Origin of the sequence: Ideonella flava, from assembly GCF_051857595.1 — a bacterium.
GTDB lineage: Bacteria > Pseudomonadota > Gammaproteobacteria > Burkholderiales > Burkholderiaceae_C > Ideonella.
Map to the genome: position 1 here is coordinate 392,971 of NZ_JBPZHD010000007.1, position 18,934 is coordinate 411,904.

Annotated in this window: 18 protein-coding genes; 2 read left to right on the forward strand and 16 right to left on the reverse strand. The window is 68.9% G+C overall.

Features of this window, described 5'->3' with window-relative positions; translation table 11 throughout:
- Positions 1-28: 28 nt before the first annotated feature.
- The 4 genes from ACS5PM_RS17650 to ACS5PM_RS17665 all read right to left on the reverse strand — a co-directional run bounded on the left by ACS5PM_RS17650 (position 29) and on the right by ACS5PM_RS17665 (position 5,724).
- Positions 29-2,197 carry a diguanylate cyclase domain-containing protein gene (locus tag ACS5PM_RS17650; protein WP_439388968.1) on the reverse strand — a complete coding sequence of 723 codons (2,169 nt, stop codon included), beginning with the start codon at positions 2,195-2,197 and terminating at the stop codon, positions 29-31.
- A gap of 153 nt (positions 2,198-2,350) precedes the next feature.
- Entirely contained in the window at positions 2,351-4,597 is a 2,247-nt protein-coding gene (locus tag ACS5PM_RS17655; RefSeq protein WP_439389024.1) for a copper-transporting P-type ATPase, read from the reverse strand.
- A 456-nt stretch (positions 4,598-5,053) separates the two neighbouring features.
- On the reverse strand, positions 5,054-5,299 hold the full coding sequence (locus ACS5PM_RS17660) for a DUF2933 domain-containing protein (protein ID WP_439388970.1): 246 nt from the start codon (positions 5,297-5,299) through the stop codon (positions 5,054-5,056).
- A 2-nt stretch (positions 5,300-5,301) separates the two neighbouring features.
- Positions 5,302-5,724 carry a hypothetical protein gene (locus ACS5PM_RS17665; RefSeq protein WP_439388971.1) on the reverse strand — a complete coding sequence of 141 codons (423 nt, stop codon included), beginning with the start codon at positions 5,722-5,724 and terminating at the stop codon, positions 5,302-5,304.
- Between the two features lie 102 nt (positions 5,725-5,826).
- Between ACS5PM_RS17665 and ACS5PM_RS17670 the strand changes: the two genes are divergently transcribed.
- The gene (locus tag ACS5PM_RS17670) at positions 5,827-6,129 is read left to right on the forward strand and encodes a DUF5676 family membrane protein (protein WP_439388972.1); all 303 of its coding nucleotides are present in this window, start codon (positions 5,827-5,829) and stop codon (positions 6,127-6,129) included.
- Positions 6,130-6,145: 16 nt separating this feature from the next.
- Here the strand turns inward: ACS5PM_RS17670 and ACS5PM_RS17675 are convergent, their stop codons facing one another.
- A complete protein-coding gene (locus ACS5PM_RS17675) occupies positions 6,146-6,409 on the reverse strand; it encodes a heavy-metal-associated domain-containing protein (protein WP_439388973.1) in 264 nt (87 codons plus the stop codon).
- A gap of 295 nt (positions 6,410-6,704) precedes the next feature.
- Between ACS5PM_RS17675 and ACS5PM_RS17680 the strand changes: the two genes are divergently transcribed.
- On the forward strand, positions 6,705-7,163 hold the full coding sequence (locus tag ACS5PM_RS17680; protein WP_439388974.1) for a DUF411 domain-containing protein: 459 nt from the start codon (positions 6,705-6,707) through the stop codon (positions 7,161-7,163).
- Positions 7,164-7,306: 143 nt separating this feature from the next.
- On the opposite strand, the gene ACS5PM_RS17685 is transcribed toward ACS5PM_RS17680, so the two are convergent.
- From ACS5PM_RS17685 to ACS5PM_RS17735, 11 genes are all read right to left on the reverse strand, one after another.
- Positions 7,307-7,759, reverse strand: a complete 453-nt coding sequence (locus tag ACS5PM_RS17685) for an MSHA biogenesis protein MshP (RefSeq protein WP_439388975.1) — start codon at positions 7,757-7,759, stop codon at positions 7,307-7,309.
- Positions 7,756-8,634 carry a prepilin-type N-terminal cleavage/methylation domain-containing protein gene (locus tag ACS5PM_RS17690; protein WP_439388976.1) on the reverse strand — a complete coding sequence of 293 codons (879 nt, stop codon included), beginning with the start codon at positions 8,632-8,634 and terminating at the stop codon, positions 7,756-7,758. Before ACS5PM_RS17690 ends, ACS5PM_RS17685 begins: the two co-directional genes overlap by 4 nt.
- Positions 8,631-9,086, reverse strand: coding sequence for a prepilin-type N-terminal cleavage/methylation domain-containing protein (locus ACS5PM_RS17695; RefSeq protein ID WP_439388977.1), 456 nt, complete (start codon positions 9,084-9,086; stop codon positions 8,631-8,633). Before ACS5PM_RS17695 ends, ACS5PM_RS17690 begins: the two co-directional genes overlap by 4 nt.
- The gene (locus ACS5PM_RS17700; RefSeq protein WP_439388978.1) at positions 9,076-9,564 is read right to left on the reverse strand and encodes a prepilin-type N-terminal cleavage/methylation domain-containing protein; all 489 of its coding nucleotides are present in this window, start codon (positions 9,562-9,564) and stop codon (positions 9,076-9,078) included. Before ACS5PM_RS17700 ends, ACS5PM_RS17695 begins: the two co-directional genes overlap by 11 nt.
- Positions 9,565-9,694: 130 nt before the next feature.
- On the reverse strand, positions 9,695-12,952 hold the full coding sequence (locus ACS5PM_RS17705; RefSeq protein ID WP_439388979.1) for an AbfB domain-containing protein: 3,258 nt from the start codon (positions 12,950-12,952) through the stop codon (positions 9,695-9,697).
- A 46-nt stretch (positions 12,953-12,998) separates the two neighbouring features.
- Positions 12,999-13,364: a prepilin-type N-terminal cleavage/methylation domain-containing protein gene (locus tag ACS5PM_RS17710; protein WP_439388980.1), complete on the reverse strand. Its 366-nt coding sequence runs from the start codon at positions 13,362-13,364 to the stop codon at positions 12,999-13,001.
- Between the two features lie 45 nt (positions 13,365-13,409).
- The gene (locus ACS5PM_RS17715; RefSeq protein WP_439388981.1) at positions 13,410-13,901 is read right to left on the reverse strand and encodes a type II secretion system protein; all 492 of its coding nucleotides are present in this window, start codon (positions 13,899-13,901) and stop codon (positions 13,410-13,412) included.
- Between the two features lie 15 nt (positions 13,902-13,916).
- Entirely contained in the window at positions 13,917-15,155 is a 1,239-nt protein-coding gene (locus tag ACS5PM_RS17720; protein ID WP_439388982.1) for a type II secretion system F family protein, read from the reverse strand.
- The gene (locus tag ACS5PM_RS17725; RefSeq protein WP_439388983.1) at positions 15,152-16,864 is read right to left on the reverse strand and encodes a GspE/PulE family protein; all 1,713 of its coding nucleotides are present in this window, start codon (positions 16,862-16,864) and stop codon (positions 15,152-15,154) included. The genes ACS5PM_RS17720 and ACS5PM_RS17725 overlap by 4 nt, the downstream gene beginning before the upstream one ends.
- Before the next feature lie 9 nt (positions 16,865-16,873).
- Positions 16,874-18,481, reverse strand: coding sequence for a pilus (MSHA type) biogenesis protein MshL (gene mshL / locus ACS5PM_RS17730; RefSeq protein ID WP_439388984.1), 1,608 nt, complete (start codon positions 18,479-18,481; stop codon positions 16,874-16,876).
- Positions 18,478-18,933 carry a hypothetical protein gene (locus ACS5PM_RS17735; RefSeq protein ID WP_439388985.1) on the reverse strand — a complete coding sequence of 152 codons (456 nt, stop codon included), beginning with the start codon at positions 18,931-18,933 and terminating at the stop codon, positions 18,478-18,480. Before ACS5PM_RS17735 ends, mshL begins: the two co-directional genes overlap by 4 nt.
- Position 18,934: the final 1 nt, after the last annotated feature.

An 18,934-nucleotide genomic window follows, 5' to 3' on the forward strand; every position in this document is an offset into this window, starting at 1 on the left:
GGGATCCGGGCGGCCCGCTTGACGGAAGTCAGGCCGGAGAAGCGGCCAGCCGGTAGGTGTTGCGCCCGCCGCGCTTGGCGGCGTAGAGCGCCTCGTCGGCGCTGGCCATCAGCGCTGCGGCGCCGGGCTCGGCCGAGCCTTCGGCCAGCGCGATGCCGATGCTGGCGCTCAAGGGCACGATGTGTCCGTCCCACAGCGCCGGCTCTTGCATCGAGGCGATGATCTTGCGAGCCACCGCCTGCGCCTCGTCGCCGTGGACCAGCTGCTCCAGCACCACCACGAACTCGTCGCCGGCCAGCCGGGCCACGAAGTCCGAGCTGCGGACGCAGGCCTTCAGCCGCTGGCCGAAGGTGCGCAAGGCCTCGTCGCCGGCGGCGTGGCCCATGGAGTCGTTGATGTCCTTGAAGTGGTCCACGTCGATGATCATCAGGGCCAGCGCCCGGGTGGAGCGGCGCGCCCGGGCCAGGGCCGCGTCCAGGCTCTGCTCGAAGTGGTGCCGGTTGGGCAGGCCGGTGAGGTGGTCGAAGCTGGCGAGCCGGGTCAGGCGGTTCTCCACCATCTTCATGTCGGTGATGTCTATCGACACCGAGTAGATGCCGCGCACCTGGCCGTCGGGGCCGCGGTCGGGCAGGTAGGTGCTGCGCAGCACCAGGTGGTTTTGCGCGTTCTCCACCGCCATCTCGAAGCTCACGATCTCGCCCGAGTCCACCGCCCGCCGGAAGTAGGGCAGGCGCTCGGCGACGTCGCGCTCGCCGAACACCTCCCTCGTCGTGCGGCCGATGATGTCCCGGCGGTCCAGGCCCATCCAGGTCTCGTAGGCCTGGTTGGCGAACAGCAGGCGCTGGTCCTTGTCGACGTAGGACACCAGGGCCGGGATGTGGTCGGTGATCAGGCGCAGGCGCTGCTCGCTCTCGACCAGCTGCGCCTCGGCCTGCTTGCGGGCACTGAGGTCGCGCAGCACGAGGTGGGTCTGACGGTCGCCGCCGGCGTCCAGATAGCGGGCCGATTGGCATTCCACCGGCAGCTGCCCGCCGTCGGGCTGCGCCAGCTGCAGGTCGGTCGATGCGGTGCCGGGATGCTCCTGCAGCCAGCGGCCCAGCATCGGGCCGTTGCCATGGGGCAGGGCGTCCAGGCTCTGGCCGGTGACGCTCGCCTCGGGCAGGCCCAGCATCGCCTTGGCCGCCGGGTTCACCGCGACGAGGCGGTCGTCCGGCCCGATCATCACGATGCCGTCCTGGGCGTGGCGCACGACGGCGGCGAGCCGGCGCCGGCTGGTCTGCAGCTCGGCCGCCATGGTGCAAACGAGCAGGCTGGTGCAGGCCTGCGCGGTGATGTAGCTCCACAGCGCCAGCGTGCCGGTGTTCTGGTCATGGCCCGAGAACGGGCCCAGGCCGCGGGAGGTGCCGTAGGCCGCGGCCACCGACAACATCAGCACGGCCAGCGACGAGCCGAGGACGCCCGACCGCAAACCGAGCAGGGTGACGAGGAAGAAGGGCAGCGAGACGAGCGGGAACAGCAACGGCGAGCCGGTGCCCAGCCAGGGTGAGAAGGCGGCCAGGCCGCAGGCCAGCACGGCGCCCTGCAGCAAGGTGTTGACCATGCCTGGCCGGCTGAGGAAGGCGCGGGCCAGGGTGGTGCGGGCGAGTCCCACCAGCGGGACGCCGCCGAGCAGCGCGCCCACGCTGTCGCCTATCCACCAGCTGAGCCAGGCCAGCGGCAGCTGAGCCCAGCCGAGCAGGCCGGCCGCGTGCAGCCACCAGACCCCGTTGCAGGCGCTGACGAGCATGCCGACCATCGCGGCGGCGAGGAACAGGGCGACATCGCGGCGCCGGGCCAGCTGGACCTGGAATCGCCAGCGCGCGAGCAGTCGGGTCGAGACCCAGGGTCCCAGCGTGTTGCCCAGCCCTATCGCCAGCGCCAGCCACAGGGGGCCGCCGAGGTGCGCATTGGCCACCACCGCGCCGGTGAAGACGGCCGGCGCCATGCCCGGACCCCAGCGCAGCAGCGCAGCGATCGCCACGCCGGTCGGCAGCCACACCAGCGACACGTGCGTGCCGACGTACGGGATCATCAACCCCAGCCGGGCCGCGAGGTAGTAGCCCGAAGCCACCAGCAGCCAGCGAGCCAGGCGGATGGCCACGCCCGGTGGCAACTCGGCGACGGTGGGAGGTTCAGCGAGGAACTGGGAATGTGACATGGAGATCGGCCTTCGCGCCACGGTCCTGACCGGACCGTTGTCGTGGCCGCTTTCGTCACTTATCGGCGTTGGCGGCGCGAGCTTGACGGTCGATCAGCGGACAAGGCCAGGGGGCGCAGCCGGCGCTCCATGCAGGTGGGGCCCATCCCACCTTCAATCCACCTTCACCCCGCGAAGGCGCAGCGCATTGCCGATGACGCTGACCGACGACAAGGCCATCGCCGCAGCGGCGACCACCGGAGAAAGCAGCAAGCCGAAGAACGGATACAGCACGCCTGCCGCCAGGGGGATGCCCGCGGTGTTGTAGGCGAAGCTGAGGAAGAGGTTCTGCCGGATGTTGCGCATCGTCGCGCGCGAAAGCGTCCGGGCGCGAACGATGCCCATGAGGTCGCCCTTCAGCAGCGTGATGCCGGCACTTTCCATGGCGACGTCGGTGCCCGTGCCCATCGCGACCCCGACGTCGGCCTGAGCCAGCGCGGGGGCGTCATTGACCCCGTCGCCTGCCATCGCGACCACCCGGCCTTCAGCCTGCAGTCGCTTGACCACCGCGGCCTTGTCTTCAGGGAACACCTCGGCCACCACCTCGTCGATGCCGAGTTCCCGGCCCACGGCTTCGGCGGTCGTCTGGCCGTCGCCCGTGAGCATCACCACGCGCACATCTGCTGCCTGCAGCACTTTCAGGGCCTGCCGCGTGGTCGCCTTGATGGGGTCGGCGATCGCCACGAACCCCGCCAGCTGGCCGCCGATGCCGACGAAGATGACGGTTGCGGCCTTCTGGCGCTGCGCTTCGGCGGCCGCGGACAGGCTGCCGCCGTCGATGGAGTGCTCGCCCAGGAACCTGGCGCTTCCCGAGACGACGACCTGGCCCTGCACCGTGCCGACGACGCCTTTGCCGACGGGGGAGTCGAAGTCCGAGACCTGGGCGAGCGGAAGCTGGCGCTCCTGTGCGTCCATCACGATGGCCATCGCCAAGGGATGCTCGCTGGCACGCTCGACGCTGGCGAGCTTCTGCAGGACATCGTCCGCGGAGAAGCCCGGTGCCGGCTCGATGTGGACCACCTTCGGACGTCCCTCGGTCAAGGTCCCCGTCTTGTCGACCACGAGCGTGTCGACCTTTTCCATCTTCTCCAGCGCCTGCGCATCCCGGATGAGGACGCCGTGCTGGGCACCCTTGCCGACCCCCACCATGATGGACATGGGCGTCGCCAGGCCCAAGGCGCAAGGGCAGGCAATGATGAGCACGGCCACCGCGGTGATGAGCGCATAGCTGAACGCAGGGCTCGGTCCCCACACCAGCCAGGCCACGAACGTCAGCGCCGCCACGATGATGACCACAGGCACGAACCAGCTCGCCACCTGGTCTGCCATCCGCTGGATGGGGGCGCGGCTGCGTTGGGCTGCCGCGACCATGTGGACGATCTGCGAGAGCAGCGTGTCGGCCCCGACCTTCTCGGCGCGCATGACGAAGCCGCCGGTCTGGTTCAGGGTGCCCGCCGTGACCTTTGACCTCACGGCTTTGTTCACCGGGATGGGTTCGCCCGTGACCATCGACTCGTCGACATTGCCTTTGCCCTCGGTCAGTTCGCCGTCCACCGGCACTTTCTCTCCGGGACGAACGCGAAGGAAGTCGCCCACCTGGATGGCATCGACCTGGACCGTTTCGTCGGAACCGTCCGCGTTCACCTTGACCGCTGTCTTGGGTGCCAAGCCCAGAAGCGCCTTGATGGCGCCCGAGGTCTTCTCGCGCGCCCGGAGCTCCAGCACCTGGCCAAGCAAGACCAGCACTGTGATCACCGCAGCGGCCTCGAAGTAGACGGCCACGGCGCCGTCCTCTCCTCGCAGCGCCGGTGGAAACAGGCCAGACGCCAAGGTTGCAACGATGCTGTAGAGCCATGCTGCACCCGTCCCCAGGGCGATGAGCGAGAACATGTTCAGGCTGCGGTTCTTCACCGATGCCACGGCTCGCGTGAAGAAGGGCCATCCCGCCCACAGCACCACCGGCGTGGCCAGGAGCAGCTGTATCCAGTTGGACGTCTGCTGCGCGACCAGGTGGTGGATGTTGAAGAGGTGACCGCCCATCTCCAAGGCGAAGACCGGAACCGTGAGCACCGTGCCCATCCAGAACCGCCGCGTCATGTCGCGCAGTTCGGGGCTCTCACCTTGTTCAACGGTGGCCACCACCGGCTCCAACGCCATGCCGCAGATGGGACAGTGGCCTGGGCCCATCTGGCGCACCTGCGGGTGCATCGGGCACGTGTATTCGACCTGGCTCTGGTCGCCCTTGGGCGCCGGCTTCGATGCAGCCGATGCGTTAGCGTGCCGGCCATGTTGGTGGTGGGCGTGCGCCGAATGGCCGTGATGCTCGTGCATCTCACCCTTCATCAACGTGCCGTCCGGCATCCCATGGGTACCGGCGGCTTCGGGATGATGGTGCTGGTGTTGCGAGTCGCCGTGGGACGTTGGGCTGGTGCTGTCCGGCATCGCGCTCTCCTGTTCTTGCTGGACATTCTTGACCCTCCCATCGTTGGAAGGTCAAGTGGCGCGCTACCGGGAGCTGGCGAAGGCAATCGCAAGCCAGAGGACGAGCGCGGCCAAGCATGCCCAGCATAGCCAGAACAATGCCCGCTCCCACCACTGGGGCGGGCCGCCTCTGCTCTCCAGCCTGTACTTCAGCGTCATGCCAACGCCGTGCACGACGATGCCACCAATGAGCAGGGGCCAGGCGAAGCTCCTCAGCCAAGCCGGCAGCACGAGCGCCAACCCAGCGCCCAGGACGATGGCACCCAGCCCCGACGCCAGTTCCGCGCCTTTTGCTGCGCCGCTGGGAGGGTTCGCTCGCTGCATGACGCGTCTCGCCTACCGCTTGGCCGCGTCTTGGTCGTCCTCGCGCGGCGGGGGGTGGTCGTGGGCGCCATGCCCGCCGTGGTGGTGTCCAAACAGGTGCATCAACGGGCAGGCCAGCAGAAAGAGGTAGGGGACCGCCTGCGTCACGTGGGTCAGGTGTTCGGTCAGCAGGTAGTAGATGCCTACAGCTCCAGCCACGAGCATGAAGATGCCCATCGGAGACCGCCAGCGAGCGGGCGGATTGTGGTGTTCGTCCATGGTCAGCCTTCAGTGGGTATGTCCATGCGCTTGGCCATCATCTCGGGACTTGGGGACGTGCCACCTTGCTCGACCTTCATCTGTCCCATCATGCCCATGCCGCCTTGCATGGCCTTCATGTGGTCAGCCATCAGGGCCTGGCGTTCTTCAGGTGTCTTGGCCGCCATCATCTTGTTGTGCATCTCCTGCATCGACTTCATGGCGGAACTCATCTGAGCCGACGAAGGAGCGCGCGCCTTCACACTCGGCTTGGCGGCTGCCTTCTGAGCAGCCTTATCCGCAGCAGCCGGCGCCGAGGCACCCGGCGGGTGATGGGCCGCGTGGTCCGCCTCGGACGCAGCGGTCTGGGCCAGGGCAGCGGTCGAAAACACCACCGAAGCCATGAGCGTGGGAATGAAACGCATCTTCATCTCCTTGTCTGCCATAGGCTCGCAAATTCCTGCCCCGCGCAGTTGATATGCATCAAGCCATTCAACGCCTGCAGCCCTAGATTGGTGCTTCGGTCAAGTGACTGGAAGGAGACCGACATGAGCACGCTCTCACTTTCCCTGCACGACAACACCCCCGCATCCGTTGCGCTATGCACCGGCGTCGCCCTGTCCGTCACCGTGGCGGTCCTCTACTCGCTGTGCACGCTCGTCTGGGTCGCTGCGCCAGGGCCGTTCCTTGGCTTCATGAACAGCCTCTTCCACGGGATGGACTTCAGTCCGCTGTTGAGCACGTCTGCTTTCTCGTGGCCGAACTTCACGCAGGCCATGGTGGTGATGGCCATTTGGTCGTTCCTCGCGGGCACGTTCTTCGGCTGGTTGCGTCAGCGCCTCGGCACGTAGCGCCTTGGAGCAACGCTCAGCCGCAACAACCGCAGCATCCGCCGGCCTTCTTCGTCGTGGTGCCTTGCGTCGCGAGCGCATTCACCGGGACCGGGCTGTAGCCCGCCTCGGCAATGGCGTCATTCAGCGCTTGCGAGTCCGCTTGGGTGGGCTCAATGTGCACAAGGTGCCTTTGCAGGTCCACTTCAACCTTGGCGCCGCCGTCCACCGCCCGGACCGCCTTCGTGATGCTGCTGGCGCAGTGGCCGCAGGTCATGTCGTCAACTCGGAAGGTTTGCATACCGACTCCTTTCAACATGCCACCACTTTCGTCCTTCCCATTGTCGGAAGGTCAAGGGATATGCGACGTGAGTTTGATTTGACGCAAGGTGCCCTACCGGCGGCCTTGGAAGGAACTCAGGGCCAAACCACACCTCTACACAAGGTGCCGCTTTGACCGTGCTACGAGGCCAAGATGGCCCTCGCCCTTCGCGCGGGCGAAATCGTCTGGCAATTCAGCATGGCGGGCGAGCACCCATTCGCCTGCCCCGTTCCCGGCCACTTCGAGGCCGGCATGTATGGAAAGATCGCCGTCAATGAACCGACGCAACATTCTGTCGATGGCCCTGGGCGCCTCCGCACTCACGGCCCTTCCTGCGGTGGCGGCCACTGCGCTGCCACAGCTGCAAGTCTTCAAGAGCCCTTACTGCGGATGCTGTGGCGCCTGGGTCGACCACTTGAAAGCCGCCGGTTTTGCCGTCAAGGTGAATTTGGTGGAAGACACGACGTCAGCACGAGCACGCGCGGGCCTGCCTGACAAGTTCGGCAGCTGCCACACGGCTCTCGTCGGCGGCTATGCGGTCGAAGGCCACGTGCCGGCCGATGAAGTCAAGCGCTTGCTGGCACTGAAGCCAAACGCCATTGGCCTGGCCGTCCCCAGCATGCCGCCGGGTTCACCCGGCATGGAGATGGGCGCTCGCCACGACCCGTACGACGTGCTTCTCATCGACAAGAGCGGTCGTGCTACCGTCTTCGCCCACTACCCGAAAGTCTGAAGGGAGCCGAGGATGAAGCCCAACCTGGGCAGTGAAGTGACGATGGCGTCCTTTCATCCTGGCCATCGGACTGATGCCCACCGCGGACATGAATAGCCGGGCCAGGCGCTTGGGTGAAGACATCGTCGCCGCCGCGGCCGCGCTCAATCGCTGGCCTGGATCTGCAGCCGGCGTTCCACGTAGGTGGGGCTGCTGACGCGGCTGGCGTCCGGGCAGCTGCCGCTGCCGTTGCAGGCCACGGCCTCGACGGTGTAGACGCGCACCGTCTGTGGCGTGCCGGGGGCGGATTCGCCTTCGTTGTAGAGCGACGAGCTGCAGCTCACCGTCGCCCGCATGCCCAGGTCGGCCGACAGGTCCAGCGTCTGGCTCGCGCCGGCGCAGCTCGTCCAGCTGCCCTTGAAGGCCTGGTACAGGCCCCACTCGATGCCGGCGCGCGCGGCCTGGGCGGCGCGGGCGGCGTTCTGCTCCTGGGCACTGCCGATCTGCTGCGCATTCGCCAGCCGAACGACCGCCGCGGCGATGGCGGCCAGCAGCACCAGCATCAGCACGATGGCGATGGCGCCGAAGCCGCGCTGGGACCCGAGTCTGGAATTCACGGCACGTTCGCCACGTGGGCGCCGAGGACCAGGGCCGCGCTCTCGGCGTTGCGCGAGAGCTCGATCTGCATCGAGACGAAGCCGCTCTGCTGCGTGGCGCCCTGGCTGGGGCTGTAGACGAAGCGGCACGACTTGACGCCGGTGGCCAGCACGGTGCCGCCCGAGGCGGCCGGGCAGCTCGTGGGGTAGGCCGAGGTCAGGCCGCGGGTGAGGCGGGCCAGCACGCCCTTGCCGTTGCCGGACGAATCCAGCGTGCCGTCCGCGCCCTCGCAGATGTAGACGACGGACGGCGTGCTTCCGGGCACGACGACGACGCGCCGCCCGTCGTAGCCGGCGGGAAACTGCTTGGCCGCCACGGTCAGGCGCTGCACGCCGAATGCACTCTTCGGCGGCGTCGCCAGGGCGGTGATGGTGGAGACGTTGCTCTGCGCATAAACGTCGCCCGGGTTCTGGTTGTCGATCACGACCAGGTCGCCCACGCCGGGGCTGTTGGCGAAGGCGCTGAGCACGTCGAACTGGGTCGTCGCCACGCTGGTGTCCAGTGGCATCGAGACGATGCCCGCGACGGCATCGTCGTTGACCGTGTCGGGGCCGCGGCGCAGGCGCGCGCCGGCCAGCGTGGGCACCAGTTCGATGCACTGCGAGCCCGGCGTGCGGATGGAGTTGGGCACGGCGATGCGCACCTCGTCGCGCATGCGGCGCAGCGCCGCGTTGGCCTGGTAGGCCAGGTCGGTTCGGGTTCGCAGGGCCAGCCACGTGTCTATGGCCGGTCGCAGGAAGACCGCGAGCGTGGCCGCCAGCACGCCGGCGATGACGATGACCATCACCAGCTCGACGAGGGTGAATCCGCCGGAACGTCGGAGTGCCGTTCTCATGACGCGTAGTCCGTTCGCCAGCCCACCAGCGTCAGGCTCTGGCTGCCCTTGCTCGCGGTGACGGTGATGCGCTTGGCCGGGGCGACGCCTGACAGCGTGGCGGTCGCGACGCTGACGCTGACCGAGTAGCCGGCGAGCGCGGTGACGGCGACGCCGTCGACGGTGCAGATCTGGCCGCTGCTGGCGTAGCCGTTGTAGTCCGATACGTCGTTGTAGGTGTCGCGCGCGCAGCCCGACGATGCGCTGTTGGGCGAGGCGGCATAGGGCTTGAGCTGGACCTCCTCGATCATCTCCTCGGCGATGGCCAGCAGCTGCTGGTTGATCACCGGGTCCGCGCTGCCCTTGATCGCGTAGTTGAAGGCCAGCATCACGCCCGCCAGGCCGACGCCCAGGATGACGATGGCCACGATCATCTCGATGAGCGTGAAGCCCCGTTGGCGTCTATTGGACAAGGCCGGTCTCCCCGAGGATGGTGACGCCGGTGGCGTTGGAGATGGCCAATGTGCGGGAGCTCGCCGTGGCCCCGGCCCCGTCGCTGGTGGCGCGGCCATTGGGCTGGAAGTAGATCGTGCCGGCAGGCGAAAGCGTGAACGTCGCATTGCCCGGGTTGGTGGTGTAGGTCGACGAGCCGTCGGGGCCGGGCAGCGCGGTGTCGCAGGCGCTCGCGCCGCGGTTGGTCGCGATGCGAAGGCTCAGGCCGCTCGAGCCCACGTCCGCGCACACCAGCCGCCGATGCGACTGGGCCGTCTGTGCCGCGTAGCGCAACGCCGCCACCGCCTCGTCGTGAGCCGTCTCATTGCGGACGCTGAACACGTCGGCCATCTTCGGCAGCGCAATGGCCGCCAGCACGCCGGCCATCAGCAGCACAGCGACCAGCTCCACGATCGTGAAACCGCGCTGGCGGAAGGACGCGGTTCGTTTGTCAATCATGCTGGAGCCTCCCTCTCGGAGGGAGGCTGGAGGGAGTCCACGGCATGCTGGAGCCGCCCTGGAGGGGGCTCGGGGGAGTCCAACATTCAGCCGGCCACTGGGCGGCTGAGCGGCTTTGCCGCGACGCCGCCTAGAAAAGCTCGCGTACATGGACGGTCTTTTTGGATTCGGCGCTGTAGACGCCGAAGGCCGCGCGGGCGGCGGGGTCGCGGTCCCAGGTGGCGGCGCAGCTGCCGTTGCGCGAGCGCAGCCAGGCGAGGCTGCCGGCGCCGGTGGCCGGGTGGCTGGCGTTGCACGACTGGTCGGCGGTGCCGGTGCCCAGGTTGATGGCGATGTCGACTGTGCCGGTGGCGGCGCCCGAGGGCGCGGCCAGGGTCAGCTTGTGCACGCCGCTGCCTTGGGAGGTGACGGTGCCGCTGGTGGTCCAGGTCGCCGCCGATCCGCGGTAGTCGCGGTAGTTCGACAGCGCCAGCGCGGAGGCCGGGATCACGGTGCAGGTGTCCGTGCTGCTGGGCAGCCAGGCCTGGCCGGTCCAGTACTCGACCCGCATGAGGATGTCGAGCGAACTCTTCTCGCTGCCATAGCCGTTGGGGATGACGAGGCGGCCGCTGCGCAGCGGGGTGCTGCCTTCGGTGCCGTCGGGAGGCTGCGAGCTCACGCCATCGGCGTCGGTGGCGCGCAGGGTCAGCGTCTGCGGGGCGGTGAGCTTGTTCGTGAAGGTGTAGGCGGGCGTGGCGCTGGCGATGCCGCCGCTGAAGGCCGTGGCCGCCACCGCGTCCGTGCCATTGAAGCCGCCCAGGCCCAGGCTGCCGGCATCGCCGAGGGTCGTCGCCTTGGCCCAGGTGGCTCCGGCGTAGTTGCTGGTCACGGCGCCGCCCGCGTTCCTGGCCGTCACGGTGGTCGTGATGGGCTGGCCGGCGTAGTAGAAGGCGCCGCCGGTGCAGGCCGGTGACACCGTGGTGTCGAAGTGGTGGGGGATGAAGCGGCCGACCGCGCCGGTCGTGCCGGTGGTGCCCGTCACGTTCAGGCCGCTGGACAGGTAGCTGGTGAGCGTCGCGCTCAGGTCGCCGTTGCCGACCTCGGTCCACTTCAGGTTGCTGCCGGTGGCCGAGCCGGCGGAGAAGCTGCCGAGCGTGCCGCTGAAGCTGCCCGCGGAGCCGGACGAAGGCTGGTATCGGGTGAAGCTCAGGGTGGGCGATGCCGGCGTCGACTCCTTGCCGAAGTTCGGGGTCGCGTTGCCGACGCTGTTGCGGGCCGTCACCGTGGCGCTGAAGGCATTGCCCGCCTTGATGGGCGCCGCGGTGATGCTGGAGAAGGCGAACGAAGACGGCGCCGCGACGAAGCTGTCGGTGCCTGTCATGCTGAGCCCGGCGTCGCTGCCGGAGCCGACGTACTTCGCCGTGAGGTTCATCTGGCCCACGTCGGCGTATTGCAAGGTGGTGCTGGCCTTGCCGGTCGAATCAAAGGCGAGCGTCACCGCCTGGCCGCTCGAGTCGCAGGCCGCGGTGGCGCTGTTCGAGGCGTTCAACGCCTTGCCACCGATGCGCACGGGCAGCGTGCCGCTGGTCGGGTTGGCGTAGCCGCAGGTGAAGGTGAGCGACTTGTTGACATTGGCGAAGGCCGGCGTGCAGACGGCCGCGTTGTCGGCCTTGCGCACGGCGGTGAGCGTGACTGCCTGGCTGGCCTCGGCCACGTGGTTCGGCACATCGAACAGCAGGCCGGCGTCGGCGGCGGTGAACGTGCAGGCCGGGCTGCCGAAGTTGCAGCTCGTGCTGCTGGCGGGCGTGACGCTCAGTCCGGTGGTGCCGAACACCACGCTGCCGGCGGAGGTGACCTGAACGTTCACCGTGGTGCTGCTGGCTCCCGCGGAGATGCTGAAACTGGCGCCGGAGGGCCACACCACGCTCGGCGTGCCGGTGGCGGTGAGCGTGCCGGTCAGGCCGCTGGTGTAGAGCGTCGAGCAGCTCGCGTCCTGGCAGGCCAGCACGGTCAGCGTGCTGGGCGTGCAGGTCAGGCCGGTGCCGCTGCCATGGCGGATCTCGAGGTGATCCACCGAGGCCGAGGACAGACCACCACGGACCTGAAAGGTGGCCTGGCCGCGGTAGGCGGAGCTGCCGTCCGAGTAGGCGATGCCCAGGGCCAGGCTCGTGTCGTGCCGCAGGTAGTAGCCCGGGTAGTTGACGGACTCCAGCGAGATGCCGCTGCCGGCCAGGCCGGTGCGCTGGCAGAAGGTGGTGTCCTTGTCGAACAGCGCGCTGCCGTCGCTGGCCTGCAGCTTGAGCACGAAGTTCTGGTGCCGCAGGTAGTAGCCTGGGTAGTTGACCGCCTCGAAGCTCCAGCAGGCCGAGTCGGCGCGCCCCGCGCGGGCGGTGAAGGTCGCGTCCTGCTTTGTTCCGCTGGTCGAGGTCGAATCGATCTTGCTGATGTAGCCGAGGTAGTTGGAGTGCCGGATGTAGTAGCCCGCGGTGTCCCAGCTCTCGAAGCTGTAGGTCGTGCCGGCCACGAAGGGCGCGACCGCGCAGCTCGCCGGCATGGCGGCGCCGCTGTTGTTGCTCACGCAGGCGTTGCTGCAGGTGGTGCCGCAGCACACGCCGCTGCTCGTGGCCCCCGACAGCAGTGAAATCGCCTGTGAACCGGTGGAGCGCGAACACGCCGCCACGGCGGAGTTGCTGCCGAGCGTCAGCGTGCCGCTGTGGGTAGTGACGTCACCGGTCGACCTCGCGGCGGAGCCGATCGAGACCGTTGACGTTCGGCTGGTGACGGTGCCGGCCACGGTGCTGGCTTGACCCACGGTCACCGTGCCCTCGGTGCCGACATTGCCGCCGATGGTGCTGGCGGAGCCCGTGTCGATGCTGCCCGAGCCGCTGGTGATGCTGCCGGTGATCGTGTTGCTGCCGCCCAGCGCGATGGTGCCGCTGGTCGTGCGGATGCTGCCGCCTACGGTGGTGGCCGATCCGAGGGACACGGTGCCTGTCGTGGTCGTGATGCTGCCGCCGAAAGTGACTTCGCCGCCGGCATCGCTGACCGAGCCCGCCGTGACATTGGCATTGACGATCGCCTGGTGGGACACCTTCAACTGCCCGCTGACGATGAGCGTCAGGGCGCTCGTCGATCCGGCCTGGTTGATGGTCGAGGCGTTGGTGTTGAGGTTGCCGTTGACGGTGATCGTGGTCGTCGTCGACACCGACACGGTGTCGCCGTTCGACAGCGTCAGCGTATTGCACGTGTAGGCCCCGGAGCCCCCGCTGCAGCCGCCGGGCAGGTTGCCCGGGAAGGTGTAGGCCGTCGCCTGGGCCGCCGTGGGCAGCCACAGCAGCCAGCAGCACAGCGCGGCACGCTGGATCAGCGAGGCCGCGCGCGTGGCAAGGCTTGCCGGGGGTTTCGGCATGGTGATGATGATGCCGCGCCGGGACGGCGCGCGGCATCGCAGCGCATCAGGAGATGCCGATGCCGCTGAAGGTGGCGGTGTAGGTGCCCTTGGTCACCGTGCACGACACGGTGGCATCAGCGGCGATGGCGGCCGAGGTGACGGTGTAGCCGGTGGGCAGGCCGCCTTGCAGCAGGGTCGCCGCGTCGGTGCAGTTGGTCACCGCCGAGCCCTTGCTCGAGTTGGCCTTGCGAGAGGCGTAGTTCATGGCCATCGCCGAAGCGGCGGAGCCCGCCACGCCCTTGATGGCGGCGGTTTCGGCATCGCTGCTCATGTCGATGAACTTGGGCATGGCCACGGCGGCCAGGATGCCGAGGATGGCGATGACGACGATCAGCTCGATCATCGTGAAGCCGGCTTGGATGCGTTTCATGGAAGGGACTCCTAGGTCAGGTCGGAAAGAAAGTGGGAACGGAGCTCAGGGACAGGAGGCATCGATCAAGGCGATGCGGGGGGCCGCACCCGGAGATGCCGCCTGGGCGTAGATGAACTCGCAGCTGCCGGCAACTGCCACGGGCTTCAGGCGCGCGCGCAAGGCGGGCACTCCCTCGATCCGCTCCGACTGCCAGTCGATATCGGGTGTCTCGGTCCACTGGTTGAGGGCGTTGGGCAGGCCCTGGGGCGTCGCGGATGGCCAATAGTTCACGCCCGAGATGGCCCGGCCTCCGATCGCCAGACGGGCGCAATCGGTGTCGACGCTGCGCGATCGCTCGATCTCGCAGCGGCCGTGGAACAGGCTGGCACTGGATTGGGCCGTGGCCAGCAGCATCTTCAGCCGCACCTGCCGGGCGGCGACCCGCGTGGAGTGCAGCCGCGGCAACGCCACGGCGATCAGCACGCCGACGATCGCCAGCGCGACGGCAGCGTCCAGCCGGGTCAGGCCGGATGAGCGTGAGGGCGGGCGCGGCATGGGCATCCATCGCGTTCAGCCGTGCGCCGCCATCGCGACCCGGCCCAGGTCCCACATCGGCAGGAACACGCCGAGCGCGAGCACCAGCACCAGCACGCCGAGGAAGATGATCATGATCGGCTCGATCTGCTGGCCCAGGGTCTTGAGCTCGTACTGGACTTCGTTGCTGTAGAGCTCGGCGACCTCTTCCATCAGCTCGTCGATGGCGCCTGTCTCTTCGCCGACGCCGATCATCTGCAGCACGACGGGCGTGAAGACGCCAGTGGCCAGCGCCGCGCGGACGATGGATTCGCCCCGCTCGACGTGCTCGCGCATGCCATCGATGCGCCTGGCGATCCACGCGTTGTCCACCGTCTGCGCGACGGCGGCCAGGGCCCGCTCTATCGGCACGCCGCTCTTGAGGGCCAGCGCGAAGCCGCGGGCGAAGCGGGCGAGCATCGCCTTGCGAACGATCTTGCCGGCGATGGGCACGCGCAGCAGGAAGCCGTCCCAGCGCAGCCTGCCATCCGGCGTGGCGCGCCAGGCCTGCCAGGCGAAGGCGGCGCCTGTCGCCGCGGCGATCAACGCCCAGCCGTACTCGACGCTGAATCTGGAGGTGGCGAGCAGGATCCTGGTGGGGATGGGCAGCTCGGCGTGCAGGGTCTCGAACACGCCGGCGAAGGCCGGGATCACCATCACGTTGATCACCGCGATGGCCGCGACCATCGCGACCATCACGAACATCGGGTAGCGCAGCGCCGACTTGACCTGCTGGCGCATGAACATCTCGAACTCGAGGTGCTTGCACAGGCGGTCGAAGACCTCGTCCAGCCGGCCGGTCATCTCGCCGACGCGGACCATCGCGACGAAGAAGGGCGTGAACAGCTGCGACTGCTGGGCGAACGACATCGACAGCTCGATGCCGGACTCCAGGCTGCGCCTGACCTCGGCCAGGCAATCGCGCAAGGCCCGGTGCGTGGCCGACTCCTGCAGGCCCAGCAGCGCTCGCAGGATGGGCACGCCGGCGCGCAGCAGGGTATGCAGCTGGCGGCAGAACAGCATCAGCTCGACCGTGCCGACCCGGGGCTCGAACCAGCGGCGGCCGGGCTTGGCGGCCGCGTCACCGGAGGGCCTGGCGGCGGCTTCGGCCTCGATCTTCAGTGGCGTGACGCCGCGCGCGAAGAGCAGGTCGGCGATGGCGCCCGCATCGGGCCCTTCGAGGGTGCCACTGACGGGGCCGACCGCGGACCGGCCGGTGTAGGCGAAGCTCGTCATTCGTCGAACTGCGTCGAGACCCGCATCGCTTCTTCGATGGTCGTGCGGCCTTCGGTGACCAGGCGCACGGCGTCGCTGCGCAGCGACGCGCCGGCCATCTGGGCGCGGGCGGCGCGGGCGAAGTCGGCCGGGCTGCCATGGTTCATGATCTCGACGAGGCCTTGCGTCATCTCGACGAACTCGTAGACGCCGCTGCGGCCCGAGTAGCCGGTGTCGTTGCACACCGGGCAGCCGCGGCCGTGGCGGTAGCGGTGGCGGCCGACTTCATCGCCCAGCTCCAGCGCCAGCCATTCGCGCTGCGGTGCGTCCGGCTCGATGTCGGTGGCGCAGTGGGTGCAGATCAGCCTGACCAGGCGCTGTGCCAGCACCAGCGCCAGCGACATGGCGACCATGTAGCGCGGCACGCCCATGTCGATCAGGCGAAGCGGGGTGGAGGGCGCGTCGTTGGTGTGCAGGGTGGAGAGCACGAGGTGGCCGGTCAGCGCGGCGCGCAGGCCGATCTCCGCGGTCGTCTGGTCGCGCATCTCGCCGACCAGGATCACGTCCGGATCCTGGCGCAGGGCGGCGCGCAGCACGCGGCCGAAGCCCAGCTCGATCTTGTCCATCACCTGCACCTGGTTGATGCCGGGCAGGCGGTACTCGACCGGGTCCTCGACCGTGATGATCTTGCGGCCGGTGGTGTTGAGCGCGCTCAGGGCGGCGTACAGCGTGGTCGTCTTGCCGGATCCGGTCGGGCCGGTGACCAGCACCATGCCGCTGGGCCGGGCGATGGCGCGGCGCAGGGCCTTGGCCACCGCGGGGGGCAGGTCCAGCTTGTCGAGCGACAGCAGGCCGCCGTCCTGCGTCAGCAGACGCATGACGACCGACTCGCCGTACTGCGTCGGCATGGTCGAGATGCGCACGTCGACGTTGGTGCCGGCGCGCAGCTTGACGTGGAAGCGGCCGTCCTGCGGCAGGCGCTTCTCGGAGATGTCCAGACCCGACATCAGCTTCAGGCGAAGCGCGACGGCGGTGGCGATCTTGGCATCGGCCTCGGTCTGCACATGCAGCACGCCGTCGATGCGGAAGCGGATGCGCAGCGCCTTTTCCTGCGGCTCGATGTGGATGTCCGAGGCCCGCACGCGCAGGGCCTCCTCGAACACCGAGTGCAGCAGTCGCACGACCGGCGCGTCTTCGGTGGTGGCGGTGGAAAGACCGAGCAGGTCGCCGAATTCCTGGGTGACGCTGGCGAGTTCGGTCTGCAGCGCCTGGGCGTGGCCGGCGATCTCTTCGGTGCTGTGGTAGCTGCGGTCCAGGGCGGCCAGCAGCTGGCTCTCGGCCGCCACGGCGAGCTCGATCTCGCGCTTGAGCAGGCGGTTCAGTTCGTCCCACGCGGCCAGGTCGGTCGGGTCGGCCATGGCCACGCGCAGGCCGGCCGCGGTCTCTTCCAGCGGCAGGGCACGCAGCCGCCGGGCCTGCACTTCGGGCAACAGGCGGGCGATCTCGGGCCGGATGACGCGACCCGCGAGTTCGACGAAGGGCGCGCGCAGCTGGCGCGCCACCGCCTTGGCGATCTGCGCCTCGGTGACGAAGCCGGAGTCGATGAAGATGCGGCCCAGCTTTCGGCCGGACTGCTTCTGCGCCGCCAGGGCCTGCTCGAGCTGGGCGGGCGAGATCAGCTGTTCCTGGATCAGCAGGTCGCCGAGGCGGATGCGTTCGGGGCGGGCCATGGCGTGGGCTCAGCGGACGGCGGGGTCCAGCTTCAGGGCGCTGCTCGGCATGGCCACGCGCTCGTTCGCAGCGGCCTGCGCCACGGGGGTGCTGTCGGGCCAGTTGGCGCCGTCGCCCTGGATGACGGTGGGCTTGATCATGATCACCAGCTCGCGCTTGGTGCTCACGTCGCTGCTCTGGCGGAACAGGCCGCCGACGACCGGTGCCTCCTGCAGGCCGGGCACGCCGCTCTTGGTATTGGTGGCACCCTGGATCATCAGGCCGCCGATGGCGACGATCTGGCCGTCGCCGATGCGCACGATGCTGTCGCTCTCGTTGACGGTGGAAGCGGCCAGCGGCAGGCGGAAGTTGCCCAGCGAGCCGAGGTCGATCGCCTTGGTCTTCTCGACCACGTTGCTGATGGCCGGGTGGACGTGCAGGATGACCACGCCGTTGTCGTCGATCTGCGGCGTCACGTCCAGCACGATGCCGGAGAAGAACGGCGTCAGCGTCAGCGTCGGCGTCGAGACCGCGTTGTTGCCGGTGGTGGTGGTCGTGGTCTGCAGGCCGGTGACGAACATCTCGTCGCTGCCCACCTTGAGCACGGCCTTCTGGTTGTTCAGCGTGGCCACGCGCGGGCTGGAGAGCACCGACACGTCGCCCTGCGTCTGCAGGAAGTTGATCAGCGCCGCGAAGTTGGGCGACTGCAGCGCCAGGCCGTAGAAACCGCGGCCGGTGGTCGTCGTGCCTATGTTCGAGGCCGGCGTCGAGCTGACGTCGCCGGAGGTCAACGCACCGGTGGTGCCCAGCGTGACGCCGGCGCCCACGATGCCGAAGGAGCCGGCGAGCTTGTCGCCCAGCACGCGGCCGAAGCCGCCCCAGTTGATGCCGGCCTGCGCGTCCTTGGACAACGCGACCTCGACGATCTTGGCCTCCAGCATCACCTGGCGCTCCACCGACAGCTGGATGGCGTTGAGGTAGCGCTCGACCTGCGTCAGCTCGGCCGGCGTGGCCTTGACCACGATGACGCCGGCGGCCGGGTTCAGCACCACGCCGCGCCCGCCGGTGTTGCCGACCAGCGAGTTCAGCGAGGCCTGCACCTCCTGCCAGAAGTCGGCGTCGCTGGTGGTGCGCACCTGGGCGCTGTTGTCGATGCGGGTGGTCGTCTGCCCTGGTGTCTGCGGCTGCACAGGCGCGGCGCCGTTGCTGTTGGCCGTGCCCGACGAGCCGGCCACCGACATGGCGGCGGAGCCCGTGTTCACCCGCAGGTCCGACGCGCCCTGGCGGCGGCCCGGCAGGTAGTTGACGCGGAACAGGCGGGACTGCACGGTGTTGGGCAGCACCAGCACCCGGTTGCCGTTGAGCTTGAAGTCGTAGCCGTAGAGGTCGCGCAGCGCCTCCAGCGCTTCGGTCACCGTCACGTTCTTGAGCGTCACGCTGACGTTGCCCGAGACCTCGGGCGTGACCAGCATGTTGTACGGCGTGCCGTTGCCGATCTGCATGAAGACCTGGGCGGCCGGCGCGTTGTTGACCGAGAGGTCGAAGCGGCCCGGGTCGGCGGCCTGGGCGGTCAGCGTCACGGCAGCGAAGGCTGCCGCGAGGGCCCGGCGGGCGAAGGTGGCAACAGGGGTGCTCATGGGCGTCGTCCTTCGCGGCCGGCTGGGCGCGGGTCGGTCAGTGCGGCAACGGCCTTGTCGGGGCCGCCATCGCGCTTGGCAATGGAAGAGGAGATCAGCGACAGCCGCTCTGTGCGGCCCTTGGCGTCGCGCAGCGTCAGGCCTTCGGCGTCGATGGCCACGATGCGCGAGGCGCCCAGCGCGTCGCCCGGCTGCAGCAGGCGGCCGTCGACCAGCGCGCTCGCACCGCCCGACGTGCCGATCTGCACGGATTGCAGTTGAGGGATGGCCGGGGTGGGTGCCGATGCGGGCGCGGCAGGGCGGGTCGCACGGGGCGCCGACGCGCCGCTTTCGGCGGCCAAGGCTCCCGCGGGCCGGGTCGGATCGGCCCAGGCCGTCGCGCTGGGCGCAGCCTGGGCGGCAGTCGTGGCCAGCAGCAGGGCCAGCACCAGGGGGTGTGAAGGCAGGTTCATC

Coding starts and splice junctions, on each gene's coding strand:
- ACS5PM_RS17650 (WP_439388968.1), bottom strand. CDS start 2,197: ATGTCACATTCCCAGTTCCTCGCTGAACCTCCCACCGTCGCCGAGTTG.
- ACS5PM_RS17655 (WP_439389024.1), bottom strand. CDS start 4,597: ATGCCGGACGGCACGTTGATGAAGGGTGAGATGCACGAGCATCACGGC.
- ACS5PM_RS17660 (WP_439388970.1), bottom strand. CDS start 5,299: ATGGACGAACACCACAATCCGCCCGCTCGCTGGCGGTCTCCGATGGGC.
- ACS5PM_RS17665 (WP_439388971.1), bottom strand. CDS start 5,724: ATGGCAGACAAGGAGATGAAGATGCGTTTCATTCCCACGCTCATGGCT.
- ACS5PM_RS17670 (WP_439388972.1), top strand. CDS start 5,827: ATGAGCACGCTCTCACTTTCCCTGCACGACAACACCCCCGCATCCGTT.
- ACS5PM_RS17675 (WP_439388973.1), bottom strand. CDS start 6,409: ATGCAAACCTTCCGAGTTGACGACATGACCTGCGGCCACTGCGCCAGC.
- ACS5PM_RS17680 (WP_439388974.1), top strand. CDS start 6,705: ATGAACCGACGCAACATTCTGTCGATGGCCCTGGGCGCCTCCGCACTC.
- ACS5PM_RS17690 (WP_439388976.1), bottom strand. CDS start 8,634: ATGAGAACGGCACTCCGACGTTCCGGCGGATTCACCCTCGTCGAGCTG.
- ACS5PM_RS17700 (WP_439388978.1), bottom strand. CDS start 9,564: ATGATTGACAAACGAACCGCGTCCTTCCGCCAGCGCGGTTTCACGATC.
- ACS5PM_RS17705 (WP_439388979.1), bottom strand. CDS start 12,952: ATGCCGAAACCCCCGGCAAGCCTTGCCACGCGCGCGGCCTCGCTGATC.
- ACS5PM_RS17710 (WP_439388980.1), bottom strand. CDS start 13,364: ATGAAACGCATCCAAGCCGGCTTCACGATGATCGAGCTGATCGTCGTC.
- ACS5PM_RS17715 (WP_439388981.1), bottom strand. CDS start 13,901: ATGCCGCGCCCGCCCTCACGCTCATCCGGCCTGACCCGGCTGGACGCT.
- ACS5PM_RS17720 (WP_439388982.1), bottom strand. CDS start 15,155: ATGACGAGCTTCGCCTACACCGGCCGGTCCGCGGTCGGCCCCGTCAGT.
- ACS5PM_RS17725 (WP_439388983.1), bottom strand. CDS start 16,864: ATGGCCCGCCCCGAACGCATCCGCCTCGGCGACCTGCTGATCCAGGAA.
- mshL (WP_439388984.1), bottom strand. CDS start 18,481: ATGAGCACCCCTGTTGCCACCTTCGCCCGCCGGGCCCTCGCGGCAGCC.
- ACS5PM_RS17735 (WP_439388985.1), bottom strand. CDS start 18,933: ATGAACCTGCCTTCACACCCCCTGGTGCTGGCCCTGCTGCTGGCCACG.